20 protein-coding genes and 1 riboswitch are annotated in these 18,287 nt (G+C 75.0%); of the genes, 7 read left to right on the top strand and 13 right to left on the bottom strand.

Features of this window, described 5'->3' with window-relative positions; translation table 11 throughout:
- Nucleotides 1-11 precede the first annotated feature (11 nt).
- From C5507_RS10175 to C5507_RS10155, 6 genes are all read right to left on the bottom strand, one after another.
- The gene (locus C5507_RS10175) at nucleotides 12-1,067 is read right to left on the bottom strand and encodes a DUF3048 domain-containing protein (RefSeq protein ID WP_242611083.1); all 1,056 of its coding nucleotides are present in this window, start codon (nucleotides 1,065-1,067) and stop codon (nucleotides 12-14) included.
- A 55-nt stretch (nucleotides 1,068-1,122) separates the two neighbouring features.
- On the bottom strand, nucleotides 1,123-2,067 hold the full coding sequence (locus C5507_RS10170; protein WP_242611084.1) for a matrixin family metalloprotease: 945 nt from the start codon (nucleotides 2,065-2,067) through the stop codon (nucleotides 1,123-1,125).
- Between the two features lie 167 nt (nucleotides 2,068-2,234).
- Entirely contained in the window at nucleotides 2,235-2,390 is a 156-nt protein-coding gene (locus C5507_RS22675; protein WP_165400448.1) for a hypothetical protein, read from the bottom strand.
- Nucleotides 2,391-2,481: 91 nt separating this feature from the next.
- The gene (locus C5507_RS10165) at nucleotides 2,482-3,123 is read right to left on the bottom strand and encodes a response regulator (protein WP_207225753.1); all 642 of its coding nucleotides are present in this window, start codon (nucleotides 3,121-3,123) and stop codon (nucleotides 2,482-2,484) included.
- Nucleotides 3,120-5,135 (bottom strand): sensor histidine kinase, encoded by a 2,016-nt coding sequence (locus C5507_RS10160; RefSeq protein WP_104528405.1) that lies wholly within the window; start codon nucleotides 5,133-5,135, stop codon nucleotides 3,120-3,122. Before C5507_RS10160 ends, C5507_RS10165 begins: the two co-directional genes overlap by 4 nt.
- A gap of 44 nt (nucleotides 5,136-5,179) precedes the next feature.
- Nucleotides 5,180-5,908, bottom strand: coding sequence for a DUF4386 family protein (locus C5507_RS10155; protein WP_104528404.1), 729 nt, complete (start codon nucleotides 5,906-5,908; stop codon nucleotides 5,180-5,182).
- 382 nt (nucleotides 5,909-6,290) lie between these two features.
- Nucleotides 6,291-6,448: riboswitch (cyclic di-AMP (ydaO/yuaA leader) on the top strand.
- 15 nt (nucleotides 6,449-6,463) lie between these two features.
- On the opposite strand from C5507_RS10155, the gene C5507_RS10150 reads away from it, so the two are divergent.
- Nucleotides 6,464-6,982 carry a C40 family peptidase gene (locus tag C5507_RS10150; protein WP_104528403.1) on the top strand — a complete coding sequence of 173 codons (519 nt, stop codon included), beginning with the start codon at nucleotides 6,464-6,466 and terminating at the stop codon, nucleotides 6,980-6,982.
- A 47-nt stretch (nucleotides 6,983-7,029) separates the two neighbouring features.
- On the opposite strand, the gene C5507_RS10145 is transcribed toward C5507_RS10150, so the two are convergent.
- From C5507_RS10145 to C5507_RS10135, 3 genes are all read right to left on the bottom strand, one after another.
- Nucleotides 7,030-7,518: a hemerythrin domain-containing protein gene (locus C5507_RS10145; protein ID WP_104528402.1), complete on the bottom strand. Its 489-nt coding sequence runs from the start codon at nucleotides 7,516-7,518 to the stop codon at nucleotides 7,030-7,032.
- Nucleotides 7,515-8,453 (bottom strand): Rieske (2Fe-2S) protein, encoded by a 939-nt coding sequence (locus C5507_RS10140; RefSeq protein ID WP_207225754.1) that lies wholly within the window; start codon nucleotides 8,451-8,453, stop codon nucleotides 7,515-7,517. The genes C5507_RS10145 and C5507_RS10140 overlap by 4 nt, the downstream gene beginning before the upstream one ends.
- Nucleotides 8,454-8,608: 155 nt before the next feature.
- Nucleotides 8,609-9,739 (bottom strand): ScyD/ScyE family protein, encoded by a 1,131-nt coding sequence (locus C5507_RS10135; RefSeq protein ID WP_158657561.1) that lies wholly within the window; start codon nucleotides 9,737-9,739, stop codon nucleotides 8,609-8,611.
- 187 nt (nucleotides 9,740-9,926) lie between these two features.
- On the opposite strand from C5507_RS10135, the gene C5507_RS10130 reads away from it, so the two are divergent.
- Together C5507_RS10130 and C5507_RS10125 are read left to right on the top strand one after the other, a co-directional pair.
- A complete protein-coding gene (locus tag C5507_RS10130; RefSeq protein ID WP_104528400.1) occupies nucleotides 9,927-10,451 on the top strand; it encodes an HAD domain-containing protein in 525 nt (174 codons plus the stop codon).
- Nucleotides 10,452-10,525: 74 nt separating this feature from the next.
- A complete protein-coding gene (locus C5507_RS10125; RefSeq protein WP_104528399.1) occupies nucleotides 10,526-11,677 on the top strand; it encodes a transglycosylase domain-containing protein in 1,152 nt (383 codons plus the stop codon).
- An 8-nt stretch (nucleotides 11,678-11,685) separates the two neighbouring features.
- Here C5507_RS10125 and C5507_RS10120 read toward each other — a convergent pair whose 3' ends face one another.
- Nucleotides 11,686-12,993: a plasmid pRiA4b ORF-3 family protein gene (locus tag C5507_RS10120; protein WP_104528398.1), complete on the bottom strand. Its 1,308-nt coding sequence runs from the start codon at nucleotides 12,991-12,993 to the stop codon at nucleotides 11,686-11,688.
- Nucleotides 12,994-13,146: 153 nt separating this feature from the next.
- Between C5507_RS10120 and C5507_RS22240 the strand changes: the two genes are divergently transcribed.
- Both C5507_RS22240 and C5507_RS10110 read left to right on the top strand, forming a co-directional pair.
- Entirely contained in the window at nucleotides 13,147-13,665 is a 519-nt protein-coding gene (locus C5507_RS22240; RefSeq protein ID WP_158657560.1) for a hypothetical protein, read from the top strand.
- Nucleotides 13,666-13,846: 181 nt separating this feature from the next.
- The gene (locus C5507_RS10110) at nucleotides 13,847-14,749 is read left to right on the top strand and encodes an SMP-30/gluconolactonase/LRE family protein (protein WP_104528397.1); all 903 of its coding nucleotides are present in this window, start codon (nucleotides 13,847-13,849) and stop codon (nucleotides 14,747-14,749) included.
- Between the two features lie 10 nt (nucleotides 14,750-14,759).
- On the opposite strand, the gene C5507_RS10105 is transcribed toward C5507_RS10110, so the two are convergent.
- Entirely contained in the window at nucleotides 14,760-15,782 is a 1,023-nt protein-coding gene (locus C5507_RS10105; RefSeq protein WP_104528396.1) for a GGDEF domain-containing protein, read from the bottom strand.
- A 67-nt stretch (nucleotides 15,783-15,849) separates the two neighbouring features.
- A complete protein-coding gene (locus C5507_RS10100; protein WP_242611085.1) occupies nucleotides 15,850-16,443 on the bottom strand; it encodes an RNA polymerase sigma factor in 594 nt (197 codons plus the stop codon).
- A 126-nt stretch (nucleotides 16,444-16,569) separates the two neighbouring features.
- Here C5507_RS10100 and C5507_RS10095 point away from each other — a divergent pair, with 126 nt between their 5' ends.
- A complete protein-coding gene (locus tag C5507_RS10095; protein ID WP_104528394.1) occupies nucleotides 16,570-17,484 on the top strand; it encodes a phosphorothioated DNA-binding restriction endonuclease in 915 nt (304 codons plus the stop codon).
- Nucleotides 17,485-17,519: 35 nt separating this feature from the next.
- On the opposite strand, the gene C5507_RS22235 is transcribed toward C5507_RS10095, so the two are convergent.
- The gene (locus tag C5507_RS22235; protein ID WP_158657559.1) at nucleotides 17,520-17,693 is read right to left on the bottom strand and encodes a hypothetical protein; all 174 of its coding nucleotides are present in this window, start codon (nucleotides 17,691-17,693) and stop codon (nucleotides 17,520-17,522) included.
- Nucleotides 17,694-17,890: 197 nt separating this feature from the next.
- On the opposite strand from C5507_RS22235, the gene C5507_RS10085 reads away from it, so the two are divergent.
- Entirely contained in the window at nucleotides 17,891-18,190 is a 300-nt protein-coding gene (locus C5507_RS10085; RefSeq protein ID WP_130504226.1) for a hypothetical protein, read from the top strand.
- Nucleotides 18,191-18,287: the final 97 nt, after the last annotated feature.

The following is an 18,287-nucleotide window of genomic DNA, read 5'->3' as shown; positions in this document are numbered from 1 at the left end:
GCGGGTTCCCGTCAGCGGACGGTCACCGCGCCGGTGGCCTTCGGCACGAGCTCGACCCAGGTGGTGCCGGGGGCGAGCAGGATCGGTGCGCCCTGCGCGTTGGTGAGGACGACCCGGTCACCCTCGCCCGCCTTGGACCAGGTGGCGGGCAGCGTGTGCCCGGCGGTCGCGACGAGGGCCTCCCCACCGCCGACCATCGCCGTCTCGGGCACCGGGTTGCCGGCCGGATCGGTGTAGCGGGTGTTGACGACGTCGACGCGGAGCACGACGACGTTCGTGGCCCGGAGCTGCCGGCCGTCGGCCTGGGTCGCCGGCGTGCTGCCCTCGGCGCGCAGCCAGGCCGACTCCGGCGGGCTCCAGGTCCAGTTCGGGCGGCTGGCGCCGGAGAGCTTCAGGTCGAGGACGACGGCGGGCGTGCCGACGGCGGGGGCGCTGGGCTGGTCGGCCGCGGTGGCCATCCGGAACTGCTCGATCGGATCGGCGGCGTGCGCGGGATCGGCCTGGGCGAGGAAGTCCGCCGGGTTCGCGTAGACGTCGTGCGGCGCGGACCGGCTCTGGTTGCGGTAGAAGCCGCCGGCACCGGCGTCGTGGCTGATCACCTGCATGCCGGCGCTGGTCACCGCGTCGACGAAGGGGCGCTGGCCGCCGGAGAACGCGAACAGGCCGCGCAGCGGGGCGGCGATGGCGGCATCCATGGGCCGCACCGAGCGGATCGGGCCGATCTCGGGCGGCAGGGTGGAGTGGTAGACGGCGACGAAGCGGGTGATCCCGCCCTCGACGACCTCCTCCCACACCATGTCGGCGGCGTTGAGCCCGGACTGCGGGCGGGAGTCGACGGAGTTCTCGATCTTCACCGCGAGCGCGGGGCGGTGCACCGGGTCGGTGGTCTCCACGCCGGTGAGCGGCCACGGGTAGGTCGGCGGCGGTGGTGGCGGTGCCGGCGTGGTCGGCGTTGCGGCCGCCGCGGGGGTGGCCTGCGGCGCGCAGGCAGCGGAGAGGGCGAGGCCGGCGGCGGCGATCAGGGCCGCGGCGGCCCGGGTCGCCCGGCGGCGGACGGGTCGGGGCACGGAACGGTTATCGGCCTACGGCGACCGCTGCGTGACCTGGGGGGCGGACGCCGGCTCACAGCTCCGGGACGCAGGCCCCGGCACCCAGGGCGCTGAGCCCGGTGAGGTCGCCCTCGGCGAAGTCCAGGATGCCGCCGCTCGCCGTCGGGAACATGAGCTGGCCCGGGTCGTCGACGTGGTCGAGGCCGACCAGGTGCCCGATCTCGTGCAGGACGATCGCCCGGGCGATCGGATACCCGTCCGGGGAGGCCATCAGCTCGGCGAAGAAGGCGCTGTCCAGCGCCACGCCGCCGGTGACGTAGACCTGCGGGCTCGACCCGAGCGACCGCCAGTGGCTGCCCGCCTCGCCGGCGACGTCGCCGAGGAAGTCCGGGTTCTCCTCGCCGGTCTGCCAGGAGACCAGGACCGGCGCCCAGCGGTCGCCGTAGCGGTCGGGCTGGTAGGGCTCGCGCTTCTCCGCCGGCGGCTCGTCGGTGCCGCCGTCGTAGACGAACTGCAGGCCGGTGACCTCGGTGACGCGGGCGAACGCCTCGTGCAGCAGCAGCTCCCCGCCGACCGGGGCGTTGTCGGGGCGGATGACGTAGTGGATCGGCCGGCACGGGTCGAAGGCGACGGGCCCGGAGCCGTCGGGCTGGGTCGCGACGAAGGCGTGCGTGCCGCCGGCCGCCGGCACCGGGGGCGGGGCGCCGAGCGGGGCGTCGGTGGACTCGTGGCCGGGCGGCGGCCCGGGGGTGGCCGGCTGCTGCGCGACGGGCGGGTCGCCGACCAGCAGTCCGGGCTCGGCCAGGTAGGCCGCGCCGAGCGCGACCACGACGACGACGAGGACGGCGAGGAACCCGCGCAGCCGGCGGCGGCGCCGCTGCGGCGGCTCCGGCGTCCACGCGCGCCAGCCCTCGTCCGCCGTCGGCCGGCCCGCTGCCTCGTCGAGGACCCACTGGGGGACGCGGCCGGTCGGCGACGTCCGGAGGGCATCGGGCTGCCCGTTCGGTCCCCCGTCCACGCCGTCTCCCTCCTGGTGCACCTGCATCCCAGGATGCATCGGCCGCTCCGCTCCCGGGGCGGAGCGGCCGGCGGGTGCGCCCACCCGAACGGGTCGACGGTCCCGAAGGCACCGACGACAGCGCCCCTCGCCCGGGTTCCCGGGGAGGGGCGCTGTCGTACGCGGGGTCAGTAGCCGCGGGTGCGGCCGGTGCCACCCTTGTTCTTGTTCTGGAAGTCCGAGATGAACTTCTTGATCTTCGCCTGGTTGTGCGGCTTCTTGGCTTCCTGGATCACCTTCGCCGCGATCCCGGACATCATGAGCTTGCGGATCATGCCTGCCATGGTGTTCCTCCTTCTGTCGTCTCGGTCGTCCTTGCCCGCCCGGGCGGATCGCCAACCGTGCAGCCTCGTCGGCCACCCGGGCGGGGCGGCGTCACGGCTGTCCGCCGAGCCCGGCGTCGCGGGCACGGGCGACCGCCTGCGCCCGGTCGGTGACGCCCAGCTTGGCGAAGATGCTGGAGACGTGGTTGCGGATCGTCTTCTCCGACAGGAAGAGCCGCCGGGCGATGTCGGCGTTGCCCCGTCCCTCGGCGGCCAGCCGCAGCACGTCCAGCTCCCGATCGGACAGCTGCGGGAACGGGCTCCCCGCCGCGCCACCCCGGGCGGCGAAGAAGGCCATCACGCGCTCCGCGACGCCGGCACCGTAGACGACCTGCCCGCCGGCGACCGAGCGGACGGCGCGCTCGATCTCCTCCTGCCCCGCCCCCTTGAGCAGGTAGCCCCACGCACCGGCGCGGATGGCGGCCAGCACCGTCTCGTCGGCCTCGATCATCGTCAGCACGAGCACCCTGGTCCCCGGCGCCACCTCCTGCAGCCGCCGGGTCACCTCGACCCCGGTCAGGCCGGGCATCTGCAGGTCGAGCAGAGCGACATCGGGCCGCATGGCGACGACGGCCTCGAGGGTCGCCGGCCCGTCGGCGGCCTCGGCCACCACGTCGAGACCGCTGTCCTGCAGCAGCAGGCGGAGCCCGGCGCGGAACGCGGGGTGGTCGTCGGCCAGGACGACGCGGATCACGGGTTCCCTCCCCACGGCAGGACGGCGGACACCCGGGTGCCGCCGCCGGCCTCCGGGATGATCGCGCACGTGCCGCCCAGCTCCGCGGCCCGGTCGCGCATCGACTGCAGGCCCATACCGGCGGGGGCCCCTTCCGGGCAACCGCGGCCGTCGTCGGCGACGTCGATGCAGACGGCACCGGGCCGGCCGGCCAGCCGCACCGTGATGTGCTCGGCGCCGGCGTGCCGGACGGCGTTGGTCATGGCCTCCTGGGTGATGCGGAAGGCCGCGACCTCGACGGCAGCGGGCAGCCCGTCGAGCGACCCGCTGCCCTCGATCCGGATGCGCGGCGCGCCGTCGTCCTGCGGCAGGAGGCCGGGGCCGGTGACCTGGAGTGCGCCGAGCAGGCCGAGGTCGTCGAGCGCCGGCGGGCGCAGGCCGTGCACGATGCGGCGTACGTCGCCGACGGCCTCCTGGAGCTGGTCGCGCGCGGTGGTCACCAGCGGCGCGGCTCGTTCGGGATCTCTCCCCAGCGCCCGGTTCGCGACGTCCAGGGCCATGACGGCCGAGGCCAGTTGGGGGCCGAGCCCGTCGTGCAGGTCGCGGCGGATGCGCCGGCGTTCCTCCTCGCGGGCGGTGACCAGCCGGTCCCGCGAGCGCTCCAGGTCGGTGGCCAGCCGCAGCGCGAACCCGACGGCGGCCAGCTGCGCGGCGAGGTCGGTGAGCAGGGAGGAGTCGAGCGGCCCGAGGCCGTCGGTGCCGGCGCGGTGGGCCACGTGCACGGTGCCGACGACGTCGTCGTGCCACCGCAGCGGGAAGGCGTGCACGGCGAGCCCCGGCTCCCCCACCGACTCGACGACCGGCGGCGCGTCCGGCCGCTCGACCTGCACGGTGACGGCCGGCAGCTTGAGATCGGCGGCGATCGTGGCGACCGCCCGGGCCAGCGCCTGGCGGGGCGACGCGGCGTCGCGCAGCACCTCGGTGACCCGGCCGACGACCCGGTAGGGATCCCCGCGGTAGCCGTGCAGGAGCCGGTCGACGGCGCGCTGGATGCGCACGTAGAGGGGATGGAAGACGGCGGCGACCGCGACGGCCCCGATGAACCCGATGACGGAGTTCGGGGCGCCGGCCAGGCCACCGAGCCAGCCGACCACGGCGACGTAGACGAGCGCCGAGCAGGCGAGCAGCGCCGTCCCGACGAGGGTGCGGTTGAGCACGACGTCGATGCCGAACAGCCGGTAGCGGACGACCGCGATGCCGATGGCGACCGGCACCGCGACCGTGGCCACGACGTTGAGCGGCGCCGGCGCGACGAACGACGCCAGGATGGCCACCGCCAGCGCATAGCCGACCCAGGCGATCTGCCGCCGTCCCTGCGGGTCGGCGCGGCGGAACCGCAGGACCAGGCTCGCCAGCCCCAGCAAGGCCAGCGCCGGGACGACGGGGTCGAGCACCGTCTGGAGGGCGTCGAGGAACGGCTCCGGCACCGCGATCGCGATCGGGTTCGCCGGCTGGTCGCCCTCGGGCTGGACGTCGGTGAAGGCGGTGACCAGCGCCATCGTGGCGATGAGGGCGACCGCGGTCATCGCGACCGGGCGCCAGCGGCGGGACAGCAGCCGGCCGTCCGGGAAGATCAGCGGGAGCAGGGTGACGAAGGAGACGAACGACGGCACCCAGGTCCAGAGGGTGAGCCAGGCGGCGATCCGGAACACCAGGGCCGGGTCGTCGCTGCCGGTGAAGCCGTACACGGCAAGACCGAGGCTCCCGGCGTACAGGCAGGCGGAACAGCCGATGAAGGTCATCAGCTGCAGGACGCGATGGCCGGGCACCCGGCCGAGCAGGACGGCGCCGACGACCGCCATGGCGGGGCCGACGACCGGCTCGGGTGACGCGAAGAGGCTCACCCGGTCGGCCGCCGGGGTGCCGACGTGCGCGACCAGCCCGACGGCGAACCAGCCGATCGCGGCCGCGGCGGAGAGCCGGGCCGCCAGGGTGGCGGCCCGGCCCTCTCCGGTCGTGCGACCTCTCAGCACTCGTCGCCTCCGCGGCGGACGCTAACGGAGAACCCGGCGCCGGGTCAGGGGGTCACGTCCCGGTCGGGAGCACCCGTCCACCACTGCCGGTCACTGCGCTGCGCCACCGATCCGGCCAGGCCGAAGGACGCGGCGACGAAGAGCCAGTGCGGGTCGACGGGGCCGGTGGAGAACGGTCCGAAGTCGAGCACCAGGAAGACCAGGAGGAGGACGGGGATCCACACCGGCACCGCGCGGGTGCGCAGGAAGCCGATCGAGACGAGCAACACCGCTCCCATCAGGCCGAGCATGAACGGCGCCAGGATCAGGATGGCGAGCGGGCTGCTCTGCGCCGACTCGATCAGGCTCACCATCGCCTGCCGGTCGGGCTGGTCGACGGCCGCGCGGTCGATGATCGAGACGGCGTGGATGCCGAGGAAGCCCAGGCCGCCGACGTAGCCGAGGAAGGCGGCGACGGCGCCCAGGCGGGGCATGTGCGGCCGGACGAGCTGGGCCATGGCCACGATGGCGAGCAGCAGGAACGGAACGGCGATCGTGCCGACGGCGAGACCGATCGAGGCCAGGGTGGGCTGCTGCTCCCACGCCTCGAGGCTGCCGGCGACGGAGCCGTTCTGGCCCACCACCCGGCCGATGAGCGCCTCGGCGAGGTTCAGCGCCGATCCGACGACGAGGCACACGACGGCGGTGCGCCGGCCGATGGGCGCCGGCCGGGGAACGGGCAGCCGTCCCGGTCCGGTCGCGGGCGGAGCCGGGGTCAGGGGCTCAGCGGTCATGGGTCCACCTCCAACGCTGCCGGGGCCTTCCCGGCAGGCGAGGACCACCGTGGGGCGGGACGTGTCCCGGCGTCATGGGGTCGTCGTCCCGATCCAGCCGGGAACGGCGCCGCGCCGACCGTGCACGGACGCTCTGTCGCGCCACGCCGCCGCGGCGAAGTATGCGGCCGATCGCTCTCCGTGGGGACGAGCCCGCTGCGACCCGGGACCGCCGCCGGGATCGGTCGTGGTCGGGCCGCGAGTCGTCCTCGCGGCGTGCCTCCAGGGCCGTCCGCCCGGCGCTCGGGGAAGCCGTCACGGCCGCTTTGTGACGCCCCGATGACGGACCTAGCGTCGTCGCCGTCCGGCCGAGGCCCCGTCGTCACCGCACCTGGTGGCACCCGACCGGACACCGCCGAACCGGCGCCGGAGACCTCCGGTGCCGGGCCGGGGACCCACCGCAGTCCTGGGGTGAAGCTCGACCGGATCCCGCCGGTCGCGCCGGGCGATCTCCCCGCCCGAACCCGTCAGCTCACCCGGTAGGCGGTCGATGGAGAACAGGAGAACCCGTCGTCCATGACGACCACTCGTACGTTCACGCTCACCCGTCGTTCCTTCCGCGGGGCGGCGCTCGCCCTCGTCACCGGCGCGGGGATCGCGCTCACCCCCCTCACCGCGTCCGCCTCCGTCGGCGCCGTGGCGCCGGCCGCCCCGGCGCCGGTCGCCCTGGCCGCCGCGCCGAACACCGCGGCGCAGGTGGCCGTCGACACGGCGCTGGCACAGCTGGGGGCGCCCTACGCGTGGGGCGGCACCGGACCGGGCGGGTACGACTGCTCGGGTCTGACGTACTCGGCGTACCAGGCTGCCGGCGTGTCGATCCCCCGCACGTCGCGGGCGCAGTCGACGGCGGGCGTCCCCGTGGACCGGGCGGACCTGCAGCCCGGTGACCTGATCTTCTTCTACGACCCGGTCGGCCACGTCGGCATGTACGTCGGGAACGGGCAGATGGTGCACTCCTCCACCTACGGCAACCCGGTCTCCGTCGTGCCGGTCGACTCGATGTGGGGCTACAACACCGCGCGCCGGGTCGTCTGAGCCCGTCCGGTGCCTCGGTCGGCGACGTGCGACCGGGGCACCGGGGGTCAGGCCTTCGTGACGCGCAGCGTCGCCCGCTTGAGCCGCATGACCAGCCGCATGCCGCCGGACGCGGCCAGCTCGCGCTGCCGCTCGCGCAGCTGCTCGCCGAGCTCCTCCAGCCGCGCCTCGCCCAGCGAGTGGGACTGGGGGAACATCCGCTCCTCCTCCTCCATGGTGTGGTGGCGCAGCGTCTTCTCGAGCATGCGCACCTCGGCGCCGAAGTCGGGGTCGTCGACGGGCAGCCGCATGACGGTGGCGAGCTGGTCGTCGATCTGCCGGTGCTCGGCGTGCGCCAGGGCGAGCAGCGGCGAGACGTCCACGACCGCCGGGTAGAACAGCTCGTCCTCGATCTGGGTGTGGATCTCCAGCTCGCGCAGCAGCCGGTCGCGGAGCTCCTCCCGCCGTCCGAGCTCCGCCCCCGTCGTCCCCGCCAGCTCGCGGAGCAGCCCGCGCAGCACGTCGTGGTGGGCGATCAGCACCTCGTCGGCCTTCATCGTGAGGCCTCCTCGACCGTGGTGAGCGCCGTGGCCGAGCGCCAGTGCGCCCGCCGGCGCACCTCGACGCGACCGTCGCGGATGCGTGTGTCGTAGCACGGCAGCGGCGCGGTCGACGGCCCCTGCGCCGGCTCCCCGGTGTCGAGGTCGAAGCGTGAACCGTGCCAGGGGCAGACCAGCTCGTCGCGGTGCAGCCAGCCCTCGCCCAGGGGCGCCCCCTGGTGCGGGCAGCGGCCGCTCACGGCCCGCACGGCCCCCTCGGTGCCGACCAGCACGACGGGCACGCCGGCCACGTCTACGCCCACCGGCTCGCCGTCCGGGAGGTCGGCGAGATCGGCGACCCGGGTGAACCGTCGGGGCTCGCGGCTGCCGACGGAGTGGTCGACGCCCAGCCGGTGGCGGTAGGAGAGCGTGCCGCCGAGATACCCGCCGGCCAGGACGACGGCGTACCCGACGGCGGCGGTCACCCGCGCCCGGACCGCCCGGCCCCGCCGACGGTCGGCGAGCGACCAGGAGTAGAGCGCCAGCGCCGTGCTGTTCAGGGCCGCGTGGACCAGTCCGACCCGGCGGGCCTCGTCGTGCGCGTGCTGCCAGTCGGTCATCCCGGTGGCCGCCGACGCCACCGCACCCGCGACGCCCAGGCCGACGACGGCCTGCGCCGCCTGGGCGGTGCCCGGGCCGCCGCGGCCGGTGGCGTCGAGGCCGTCGAGCAGCGCTGCGGCGGTCCACGCCCCGACGGGAACCGTGACGAGGAAGGGGTGCACGGGGTGGCCGAGCCAGACGCCGTGCAGCAGGTCCTGCAGCGGCCGGGCGTACCGGCCGGCGAGCAGGAAGGTCAGCGAGACGCCGTGCTCGACCTGGTAGCTCGGGGCGTCGAGCACCTGCGCGCGCTCGACGGCCGAGACCATCCGCTCGAACCGGCTCCGCACGGTCACCGCTCGCACCGGTCGTCGACCCATGTCCGGCCCGTGCCCAGCCCGCGCGCGCCGAAACGACGGCGTCCGTGGCCGGGGGCGGAGCGCCCCCGGCGCGACGGCGGGCGGGGAGCCCGACGGCCCCCCGCCCGCCGGCACGGCGTGCCGGGGCTGGGTCAGGGCACGGGCACGAAGGCCGCCGGCCCGATCCGCTGGACCTCACCACGGCCGGACAGGCCGAGGAAGCCGGCGATGCTCCATGCCGAGGCGTAGAGGTCGCCGCTCTCGACCTCGAGGCCGGTGGGCATCGTCACCTCGGCGGTGGCACGCGCGCCGTCCGGCGAGATCCGGGTGAGCCGGCCGACCGACGACGGGTCGAAGCCCTCCGGCGGCGGGCCCTCACCCATCGGCGCCCCCTCCAGCACGTTGGAGACGTAGACCGTGCCGTGGTTGCCCACGGCGACCCCGGTGACGCCGGTCAGGCCATCGATCACGTCCACCTGGTTGCCGTACCTGTCCAGGACGTGGACCTTCGCGGCCCCGGGTGCCTCGGCGCCCAGGGTGCCGACGTAGATCTTGCCGCCGGGCCCCTCGGCGATCTCGGTGGGGACCGGGTCGCACCCCGTCGTGCCGGGGTTGTTCGGCACGCCCTCGCACGCCCCGCCGGTGACGACCGGCGGGACGAAGAAGGTGCTCATCTCGCCGGTGCGCCGGTCGATGGAGAGCACGGCGTTCGCGCCGGCGTCGGCCACCAGGATCCGGTGCGGCTGGGCGAGCACCGAGAACGGGTTGGACAGCGTCTCGACGGGCTCCTGCTTCGCCTCGTCGAGGAACTGCTGCTGGCCGTCCGGGTTGTGGCCGAGCTCGTACTGGAGGAGGTCCCAGGTGCGGAGGATCCGCCCGCCCGGCGTCGCCTCGAGCAGCACCTGGCTGTACCCGCCCGCGGGGGGTGCGGCCGACGCGACGCCTTCGTCCTCCGGCGGCGGGCCGGCCTCGCCGACGGCGACGTAGATCAGCCCTCGCACGTAGTCGACGCCCTGGGCGTTGCCCAGCCCGGTCAGGATCGTCCGGGAAGTGCCGAACCGCGGGTCGACCCAGCTGACCTCACCGCTGTCGGCCTCGGCGACGATCAGCCGGCGCCCCTTGTAGTCGCTGAGCTGACGAGGCCCGTCGAGCCCGGTCGCGACCGTGGTGATGGCCTCGCCGCGGCTGTGCCTGTTCGCGTCCTCGGCGCTCGATGTCGCCGGTGACACGACGACCAACGCCATGGCCGCAGCCGCGCCCGTCGCCGTCCTGAGATACCGCATGCCCACTCCTCCACGTCCTGGTCCCCGAGAACGCGCAGGAAGCTGCCAGGGATCGCCCGCCCGGGGACCCCCTCCGCGCCCCGTCCGGACGACCTGCATGCGTGGCGTGACAGGGCGCAGTCGCCCGGTTGCGAGACTCTGCGTTCTTCTCCGGGACGCCGGACCGCCGGTCGGGTATGACGGCGTCATGCCTCCTCCCCCGCCGGTCCTGCTGCTGGACGTCGACGGCGTGCTGAACGCCCTCTGCCACGAGCTGCCGGAGGGCTGGCGGCGCGGGACCTTCAACGGCTACGTGCTGTCGTGGGACCCGACGGTGGTCCGGCGCCTCCGGGAGTGGCACGAGTCGGGCCGGGTGGAGCTGCAGTGGCTGACGACGTGGACGGAGCTGGCCGACCGGCTGCTGGCCGAGCCCATGGGCCTGCCGCGGGGTCTGCGCACCCACGCCCGGGAGGCCGTGCTCCCCACCGGCTTCGGCGGCCGCCTCGGCGGGGTGGCCGGCTGGTGGAAGCTGGCCGCCGCCCGCGCGGTCGCCGAGGTCGAGCCCGGCCGCCGCATCGTGTGGATCGATGACGACCTGGCCGACCAGGCCGAGGACACCAGCGAGTGGCTGGCCGCGAACGGGCAGGTGCTCGTCGTCGCCCCGGAGGTCGCCACCGGGCTGACGCACGCCGAGCTGGACCGGGTCGAGGCCTGGCTCGCCGCCCCGGGCTGACCGGCCGGTCCGGGGGCGCTCACAGGTTGCCGCCCTAATCTGGACGAACGACCCGACCAGGGAGGGACCGCGCCATGGCCTCCGACCCGCCGGACCCCCGGTCGACGCGCTGGCTGCGCCGCCGGCCTCCCGAGCCGCTGCCCCGGCCGCAGCCGCCCTACGAGCCGCAGCCGCCGTACGGCGAGCAGCCGCGTCGTCCCCGGTTCGACCAGCCGCCGCCGTCCGGCTGGTACGTCCCCCCACCGGACGGTGCCGTCCGGCCCCCGGCGCAGGAGCAGCCGCGGGCCCCGTGGCTCCCGCCCGAGCGCCAGTTCCCGCCGGGTCCTCCCCCGCGCCGCGCCCGCCCGCAGCGTCCTCTGCCGCCGGTCCGCCCGGACGACGGCCGCCGGGGTCGCCGGGACCGCGTCGGGGGCCGCCCCCGCCGTCGGCTGCTCCGCCGGGTCGTCCGGCTGCTGGCCGCGCTCGCCGTCGTGCAGGCCCTGGTCGTGCTGTCGCTGCGCTGGGTGGACCCGCCGACGACGGCCTTCATGGCGGCCAATCCCGGGGGCTCCATCCAGGAGTCGGTGCCGGTCGAGCACGTCTCGCGCAACTTCCTCGCCGCGGTGATCGCGCACGAGGACGCCGCGCTGCCCTACCGCTCCGGCGCCTTCGAGTGGGGCCAGCTGTGGAGCCGCGCGTTCGCCCACGTCACTGGTGAGGACGACCCCGCCGGCTCGACGATCCCGCAGCAGGTGACCAAGAACCTGTTCCTCAACCAGGAGATGAGCGCCTGGCGCAAGGCGGTGGAGGCGGGGCTGGCCGTCGAGCTGGCCGCGTTCGTGGACGACCGCCGGATGCTCGAGCTGTACGTGAACTACGCGCAGTTCGGGCCGACGGTCTACGGCGTCTGCGCGGCCGGCTGGTACTACTTCGACTCCCCGCCGGGCGAGCTGTCCGTCGGTCAGGCGGTGCAGCTGGTCGGCCTGCTGCCCTCCCCCGGGCACGTCCGCCGGGCGCCGGGTGGCGGCATGGACTTCCAGGTGGAGGACGGCCTCGGCTGGCTGTCCCGGTCGCACGTGCTCAACGCCCAGGCCCGGGTGCCGCCGCACATCGAGCGGCTGGGCTTCCAGCCGGTGGAGGACGCCGGCGTCGAGGGGCTGGCCTCGGACCAGGAACCGTCGGACGACGACTGCTCGAGCCCGCCGGAGGAGATCACCGAGCTGATCGCGGCCGAGGGCACCGGCTGAGTTCCCTCTCAGCCCCGGCGACGCCCTCGGGTGTGCCGGTCGTAGAGGGCCAGCAGCTCGCTGGTGGCGGCGACGTCGAAGGCCTCCGGGTCGAATCCTCCGCCCACCCACGCGGTCATCTCGGCGTGGTCCGGGTGGCTCCCGTCGGCCAGCACGTGCAGCAGGTGCTCGTAGCCGGGAGGGCCGCCGCAGTCCTCGGGCGGGCAGGCGCGGGCACCGGCGGTGCAGTGCGGCGTCAGCACGCCTACCGCGGGCAGTCGCTGCCCGACGCGGATGACGTGTTCCCAGCCGTCGCCGAAGTCGTACTCGTAGCCGAACTCGGGGCCGACGGCGGCCGCGTCGCCGACGGTCGTCGTCGTGTCGTCCCCCACCTCGCCGGGGAAGTCCTCGACGTCCCCGTAGAGCACCTCGCCGACGCGGAAGAGGAACAGGTGCGCGTCCTGCCATCCCAAGGTGGTCTGCAGGACGGCGTGCAGCTCGCGCAGCGTCAGCGAGGCGGGGACGACGACCTGCCGCCACACGGGCGGCTCGACGTCCTGCAGGGTGACGGTGAGTTCCAGGGCGGCATCGCCGGGCGCCCGCATCGGCGCCGCATCGGCCGGCCGCCCGGTCCGGGGCGCCTCGTCGCGGAACACCGCGGTGCGGGCCAGGGTCCGCGCCGCGTCCGGGAGCGGCTCGCGGGACCGCCTCCAGGAGCCGAGGAGGCCGAGCCGGTCGAAGACCGTCCGGGTGCGGCGGACGACGACGTGCACATCGCGGCTGTCCGGCGACCGCCACCCGTCCCGACCGGCCCAGCCGAGCAGGCCCAGCCCCCGGGCGACCAGCTCGTCGGGGTCCTGCCGGCCGGCGGCGGTGGCCAGCAACCACAGGACACCGCCGTCCTGCTCGACGTCGCTGCGACCGAGCGGCAGCTTCCCGGCGATGTGCTGCCACAGGCCGATCGGGTCCTCCGCGAACCGGCGTCCGAGCGTCGTGGGCAGCAGCGTTCCGCGGTGGACCCGGGTGAGGCCGAGCAGGCGCGCCGAGTGGCGGAGGTCGGCGACCGGGACGGTGAGATCCTCCCGGTTGGCGGCGCCGATCCAGTCGACGTCCCATCCCAGCGCCTGCATGGTCTCCTGGACCACGGCCGGCGGGAGGTAGCCGGCCGCGGTGAGCGCGACTCCGTCGCCCAGCCGGGCGAGGAACCAGCGGTAGGGCTCGACGACGTCGGGGTCGGGCGTCACCGAGACCTGCGCCGCCTCGTCGATCAGCCGCAGCCACGCCGGATCCCGCACGCCGCGCAGGCGCTCGACGACGTCGTCGGCCGCGTTCGTCACCCGGCCATCCTGTCCTGCCTCCGGCGAGCGAGGGCACGGGGCCGGTCGGTCATCCCGGTGGCGGCCGACGCCACCGCACCCCACGACGCCGAGGTCGGCGCCGGGCGCCTCGCCATGACGGGTCAGGATGGAGCGCGGACTGCGGGAGGCGTGATGGGACGACGGCGACGATCCGGCACCTATCCGTACGACTACACCGAAGCCGACGACCGCCGGTTCCTCGACAGCGGCGCCGGCGGCACGCTGCGGGTGCTGCACGGCCCCGGCCGCGGCATGGGGATGACGGACGGGGTGCTCTGCCGCGTCGAGGTGGTGGCCGCGGACGGCGCCGTGCTGGACCAGGCGGCGGCCGGGAGCCGCGGCAAGGAACACCGGCTGCACGGGAGTTCCGCCGGCGACTGCGTCACGGTCTCCGTGTCCGCGTGCTTCGACGGCGACGACGGATGCGGCGGGCCCGGCTGCCTGCCGGTGCTCGACGAACTCACCGCGGCACGCGCCGTCGTGCTCACCGGCGATCTCGCCGACGTCGTCCGATTCGGTGTCGGCCCGGCCTGGGACGAGGTGCTGCTGGTCGACACCGGGGAGCTCGATGGACGCGCGAGCAGGCCGGCCGCATGCCGGTGGGGTGCCGGAGTCCGCCTCCGTGGCGCTCGTCCGGTCGATCGGCGGTAGCCGGACGCGGTGGTCGCCGAGCCCCGGCCGCGGCGGTGCACGAGCGAGTGGAGTGTTTAGCTGTTGTCGCGGGTTGAGACGCGAACCTGGCCGGGTGCGGCCGCGGCAGCACCCGCGGGGCCCCGACGCCGGCGGAGCAGCGGCCCTCGCGGCGGACCGGCCCGGCCCGTAGGTTCCGATCATGACGGGTCGAGCGTTCCGGACGGTGCTGGAGGGTGGCTCCTACTTCGAGGGGCCGCGGTGGCGCGACGGCCAGTGGTGGGTGTCGGACTTCTACCGGCACACCGTGAGCCGGGTGCCGGCCGAGGGCGGCGCGGAGATCGTCGTCCTGGAGGTCGAGAACCAGCCGTCGGGGCTGGGCTGGCTGCCCGACGGGTCGCTGCTCGTCGTCTCCATGAAGGACCACCGGCTGCTGCGGGTGTCCGACGGCGAGGTGTCGACGCACGCCGACCTGTCCGGCGTCTGCGGCGGGCTGATGAACGACATGGTGGTGGACGCGACCGGCCGGGCGTTCGTCGGCGACTTCGGCTTCGACCTGATGGGCGGCGGGGCGCCGAAGCCTGCGTCGGTGAAGCGGGTGGACCCCGACGGCACGGTGACCGTGGTGGCCGAGGACCTGCTCTTCCCGAACGGCTCGGTGATCACGCCGGACGGCGGCACGCTGGTCGTCGGCGAGACGTGGGGCAACCGGTTCACCGCCTTCGACCTCGCGCCCGACGGCTCGCTGACCAACCGGCGGGTGTGGGCCGAGCTCGGGCCGGAGCCCGTGGGCGGTTCGGTGGAGGAGCTGATCGGTCAGGTCGTCGTCGCCCCCGACGGCTGCACCCTGGACGCCGAGGGGCACATCTGGGTGGCCGACGGGCTCAACTCGCGGGTACTGCGGGTGGCGCCCGGCGGTGGCATCGTCGACGAGATCGCCGCACCGGACGGCATGGGGGTGTTCGCCTGCGCGCTCGGTGGGGACGACGGCCGCACGCTGCTGCTGTGCTGCGCGCCGGACTTCTACGAGCACACGCGGGCGCCGGTGCGCGAGGCGGTGCTGGTGACGACGCGGGTCGCCGTCCCGCACGCCGGGCTGCCCTGAGGCGCTCCGGTCAGACGGGGACGGCGCCGTCCGAGCGGCGGGTGTTCCTGCCGCCGGTGAAGAGCTGGGCACGTCCGCGGCCGCGGATCTTGGCGTCGTAGAGAGCGCGGTCGGCGCTGCGCATGAGCTGCGAGGCGCTGTCCCCGGAGCGGTACTGGGCGACCCCGCACGACAGCGAGACGTCGGGGTGCAGCGCGCAGATCCGGCGGACGAGGGCCAGCGCCTCGGGGCCGGGCATGCCGGGCAGGAGCAGGGAGAACTCGTCGCCGCCGTGCCGGGCGAACATGGCCCCGGCGGGCAGCTCGTGCCGCCACACGTCGGCGACCCGGCAGAGCACCCGGTCGCCGGCCTCGTGGCCGTGGGTGTCGTTGACCGACTTGAAGTGGTCGACGTCGATCAGCACCGCCGAGAGCACGCCGCGCACCCGGGCCGCCTCGGACATCAGCTCGTCGAGCGCCTGGTCGAAGCCGCGCCGATTGCTCAGCCCGGTCAGCGGATCGATGCTCGCGCTCGAGGCGAGGACGACCAGGCGGTGGATGACGATGCCGATGCCGGTCAGCACGAGGTCCAGGCCCAGCGTCGCACCCAGCGGGACGCCGTCGGAGACGAGCAGCGCCGCGGTGACGCCGGCGACGGCGACCACGAGGTGGGCGAGCGCCTGGCGTCCGGAGAAGAAGAAGTGCGCATCGACGACGACGAAGGCGATCAGCGTCGCGGCGGCGAAGGAGGTGACCGGATCGGGAGCTACCAGCACTGCCGTGACGATGAGGGCCGTCGCCACACCCACCGCGCCGTGGAAGAGGCTCCGCGGCCAGCGGGCGCCCCACCGGCCGACCCCTGCGGCCGCCAGCAGGGCGACGAGGGAGAGAATCAGCAGCACCAGCCGGCGGTTGCCCGGCTCGGCGGCCGAGGTGATGCAGACGCCGGCGGTCCCGCCGAAGGCGTAGAAGGTGGCGAGCGTGCGCGCCATGACGCGCGTCGTCGCCACCTCGGGCGCTGCGGACCGGCTCACCCCCAGGAGTTCGGCCGACACGCCCCATCCCTTGAGCCTCGGCCCCCGGTCCCACCCACCCGGGTGGCTGCCGGGCCGGCCTGCATGGTCAGACGGCCTCCTGGACGAGCCCGGACTGCCGGGTGGACGGCAGGACGGCGGCCGAGGTCGCCGGGCTCAGCCCCTCGTGCAGCCGGCGCATGCCGGCCAGCATCCGGGTCTTGACCGTGCCGAGCGGCGCGCCGGTGCGCTCGGCGATCTCCCGCTGGGTGTACCCGCCCCAGTAGGCGAGCACGAGCGCCTCGCGCTGCACGGCAGGCAGCGCCGCGAGGGCTGCCCGGGTGCGGGCGTCGGCCATGCGGTCGGCCACCACCTCGCTGACGTCGGGGGCGACCTGCTGCCCGTCGAGGTCGGCGAACGCGTCGGTCCGGCGGCGCAGGGCGGTCTCGCGCCGGACGGCGTCGACCGCCTTGTGGTGCACGATCGAGAGGAACCAGGCGGCGAACGACGCACGACTGGCGTCGAAGGCGGCCGGGTTGCGCCAGTAGGCGAGGAAGGCCTCCTGGACGACGTCCTCGGCGACGCGGTCGCAGCCCACGATGCGACGGGCCAGACTGAGCGCACGGGGCGTGTAGCTGTCCACCAGGACAGCCAGCGAGGGCTCGGCCGTTGTGTTCGACCGACCCAGGGTGTTGTGGGTCACCAGCGCTTGATGCCGCGCGATCAGATGGCGCAAACCCATTCACGGACGAGGGTCACTGTATTGACACCATCGTGTGACGGAGCCCCCTCCGCGCTGGGGTCGCGCCTCTGCGGCAGGGTGGGCCACGTGTCAGTGGAGGAGGCCGGCGCCCGCGAGGTGCTCGAGCAGTTCGCGTCGCTCCGCCAGCACCAGCGGGACGGCCGGAGATCCCCGCACAAGCCCCTCCTGACCCTTCTGGCTCTGGGCCGGCTGGCGGAGACGGGGAGCAGTGCGCTGCCCTGGTCGGAGGCCGAGGGGCGGCTGGCCGACCTGCTGGAGGAGTTCGGGCCGACGTCGAGGACCGGGCGAGCCCAGAGCGCCGCCTATCCCTTCACCCGCCTCCGCGCCGACGGGGTGTGGACGCTGGACCGCGACGTCCCGATGGACGCCGTCGGCCCGCTGCGGGACGGCGTCACCGGTCAGTTCGAGGCGTCGCTCGAGAAGGCTCTGAGAGCCCGGCCGGACCTGCTGGACGCGGCGGCGCGCGGACTGGTCGAGAGCCACTTCCCCGCGGCCGTGGGCCCCGACGTCCTCGTCGCCGTGGGCCTGGACCCCGAGCTGCTGGACGGCGTGACCGCCGGCGGCGGTGACACCAGGGAGCAGCGCCGACGCAGCCGGGCGTGGCCGACGGCGGTGATCGAGGCGTGGGACAGGCAGTGCGCCTTCTGCGGTTTCGACGGCGCGGCCGGGGGTGGCGTGGTCGGCATCGAGGCCGCGCACGTCCGCTGGTTCACGCAGGGCGGCCCGGACGATCTCGACAACGGGCCGGCCCTCTGCTCGCTTCACCACAAGCTGCTCGACCGCGGCGTGCTCGGGCTGGACGCCGACTCCGCCGTCGTGGTGTCGCAACGGTTCTCCGCCCGCACGCCGGCGGGCCGGAGGATCTACGACCTCCACGGGCAACGGCTGTCGCCCCGGCGGGGCACCCCTCTGCCGGCGGAGCAGCACGTGGCCTGGCACACGGAGCAGGTGTTCAAGGGCTCCGGCCTGGCCGCTGCCTGAGGGCTGCAGCCGGGACGCCGTGGGGCGCGCCTGCGTCAGCGGGCGTCGTTGCCCATGGTCGGCTGCGGCGCGGGGACGGCGGGCCGCTGCCGCTTGAAGCCGGGGTCGAAGCGCTGGGTCAGCTCGAGCTCGCCGGTGTCGGGAGCGGCGTGCCGCCCGAGGCGGGGCATCGCGAACTCGGCGGTCTCGTCGGTGAAGTGCTTGGCCACGACTCCACGGTACGAAGCGGACAGGGCGCGGCGCGACACCCGCCGTGGCGTCTCGGACGGGTGGGACCAGCGGGGCAACTGAGACATGTCGAGAAGTCGACACGTCGACGTCTCGACGAGTCTCCTCGGCCCTGCTGGGCGGATCGGCCGACGGGCAGGGTGACCGACGACGGCGCAGCGCTACCGGAGCAGATCCGGTGCATCACCGGGACGCCGGGCGCGACTTCCCCCGCCGGCTCCGCTGCGCCGAGGTTGCGGGCGCAGCGCGGGTGCACACCGCCGGAGACCTGCAGCCGCAGGCGGTGCCCGGCGCGGAAGAGGCGCGCGGCATCGGCAGCGCCGTCTCCACGACCCGCTCCCCCGCCGTCGACTGCTCGCCGGGCGCCGGGGCCAGCCGGACGAGCCGATCGGTGATGTCGATCGACGCAACCGTTCGGCCCGACGTCGCAGAGCCGGAGGAAGAGGTCGGCACACCCGCCGAGCCGCTCGGCTCGTGATCCCGAGCCTCGCCGGCCGCCGCGTTCCGGCCGTCGACCGGCCCACTCCTCCGGAATCCCCCCTGGTCAGACGGGCGACTCCCCGGTATGATCGAAC

Source organism: Blastococcus saxobsidens, assembly GCF_002938435.1.
In the GTDB taxonomy this organism is placed as follows: Bacteria; Actinomycetota; Actinomycetes; order Mycobacteriales; family Geodermatophilaceae; genus Blastococcus; species Blastococcus saxobsidens.
This window is presented reverse-complemented; position numbering and strand designations above follow the sequence as displayed.

Coding starts and splice junctions, on each gene's coding strand:
- C5507_RS22675 (WP_165400448.1), bottom strand. CDS start 2,390: ATGGCAGGCATGATCCGCAAGCTCATGATGTCCGGGATCGCGGCGAAG.
- C5507_RS10155 (WP_104528404.1), bottom strand. CDS start 5,908: ATGACCGCTGAGCCCCTGACCCCGGCTCCGCCCGCGACCGGACCGGGA.
- C5507_RS10150 (WP_104528403.1), top strand. CDS start 6,464: ATGACGACCACTCGTACGTTCACGCTCACCCGTCGTTCCTTCCGCGGG.
- C5507_RS10145 (WP_104528402.1), bottom strand. CDS start 7,518: ATGAAGGCCGACGAGGTGCTGATCGCCCACCACGACGTGCTGCGCGGG.
- C5507_RS10135 (WP_158657561.1), bottom strand. CDS start 9,739: ATGCGGTATCTCAGGACGGCGACGGGCGCGGCTGCGGCCATGGCGTTG.
- C5507_RS10130 (WP_104528400.1), top strand. CDS start 9,927: ATGCCTCCTCCCCCGCCGGTCCTGCTGCTGGACGTCGACGGCGTGCTG.
- C5507_RS10125 (WP_104528399.1), top strand. CDS start 10,526: ATGGCCTCCGACCCGCCGGACCCCCGGTCGACGCGCTGGCTGCGCCGC.
- C5507_RS22240 (WP_158657560.1), top strand. CDS start 13,147: ATGGGACGACGGCGACGATCCGGCACCTATCCGTACGACTACACCGAA.
- C5507_RS10110 (WP_104528397.1), top strand. CDS start 13,847: ATGACGGGTCGAGCGTTCCGGACGGTGCTGGAGGGTGGCTCCTACTTC.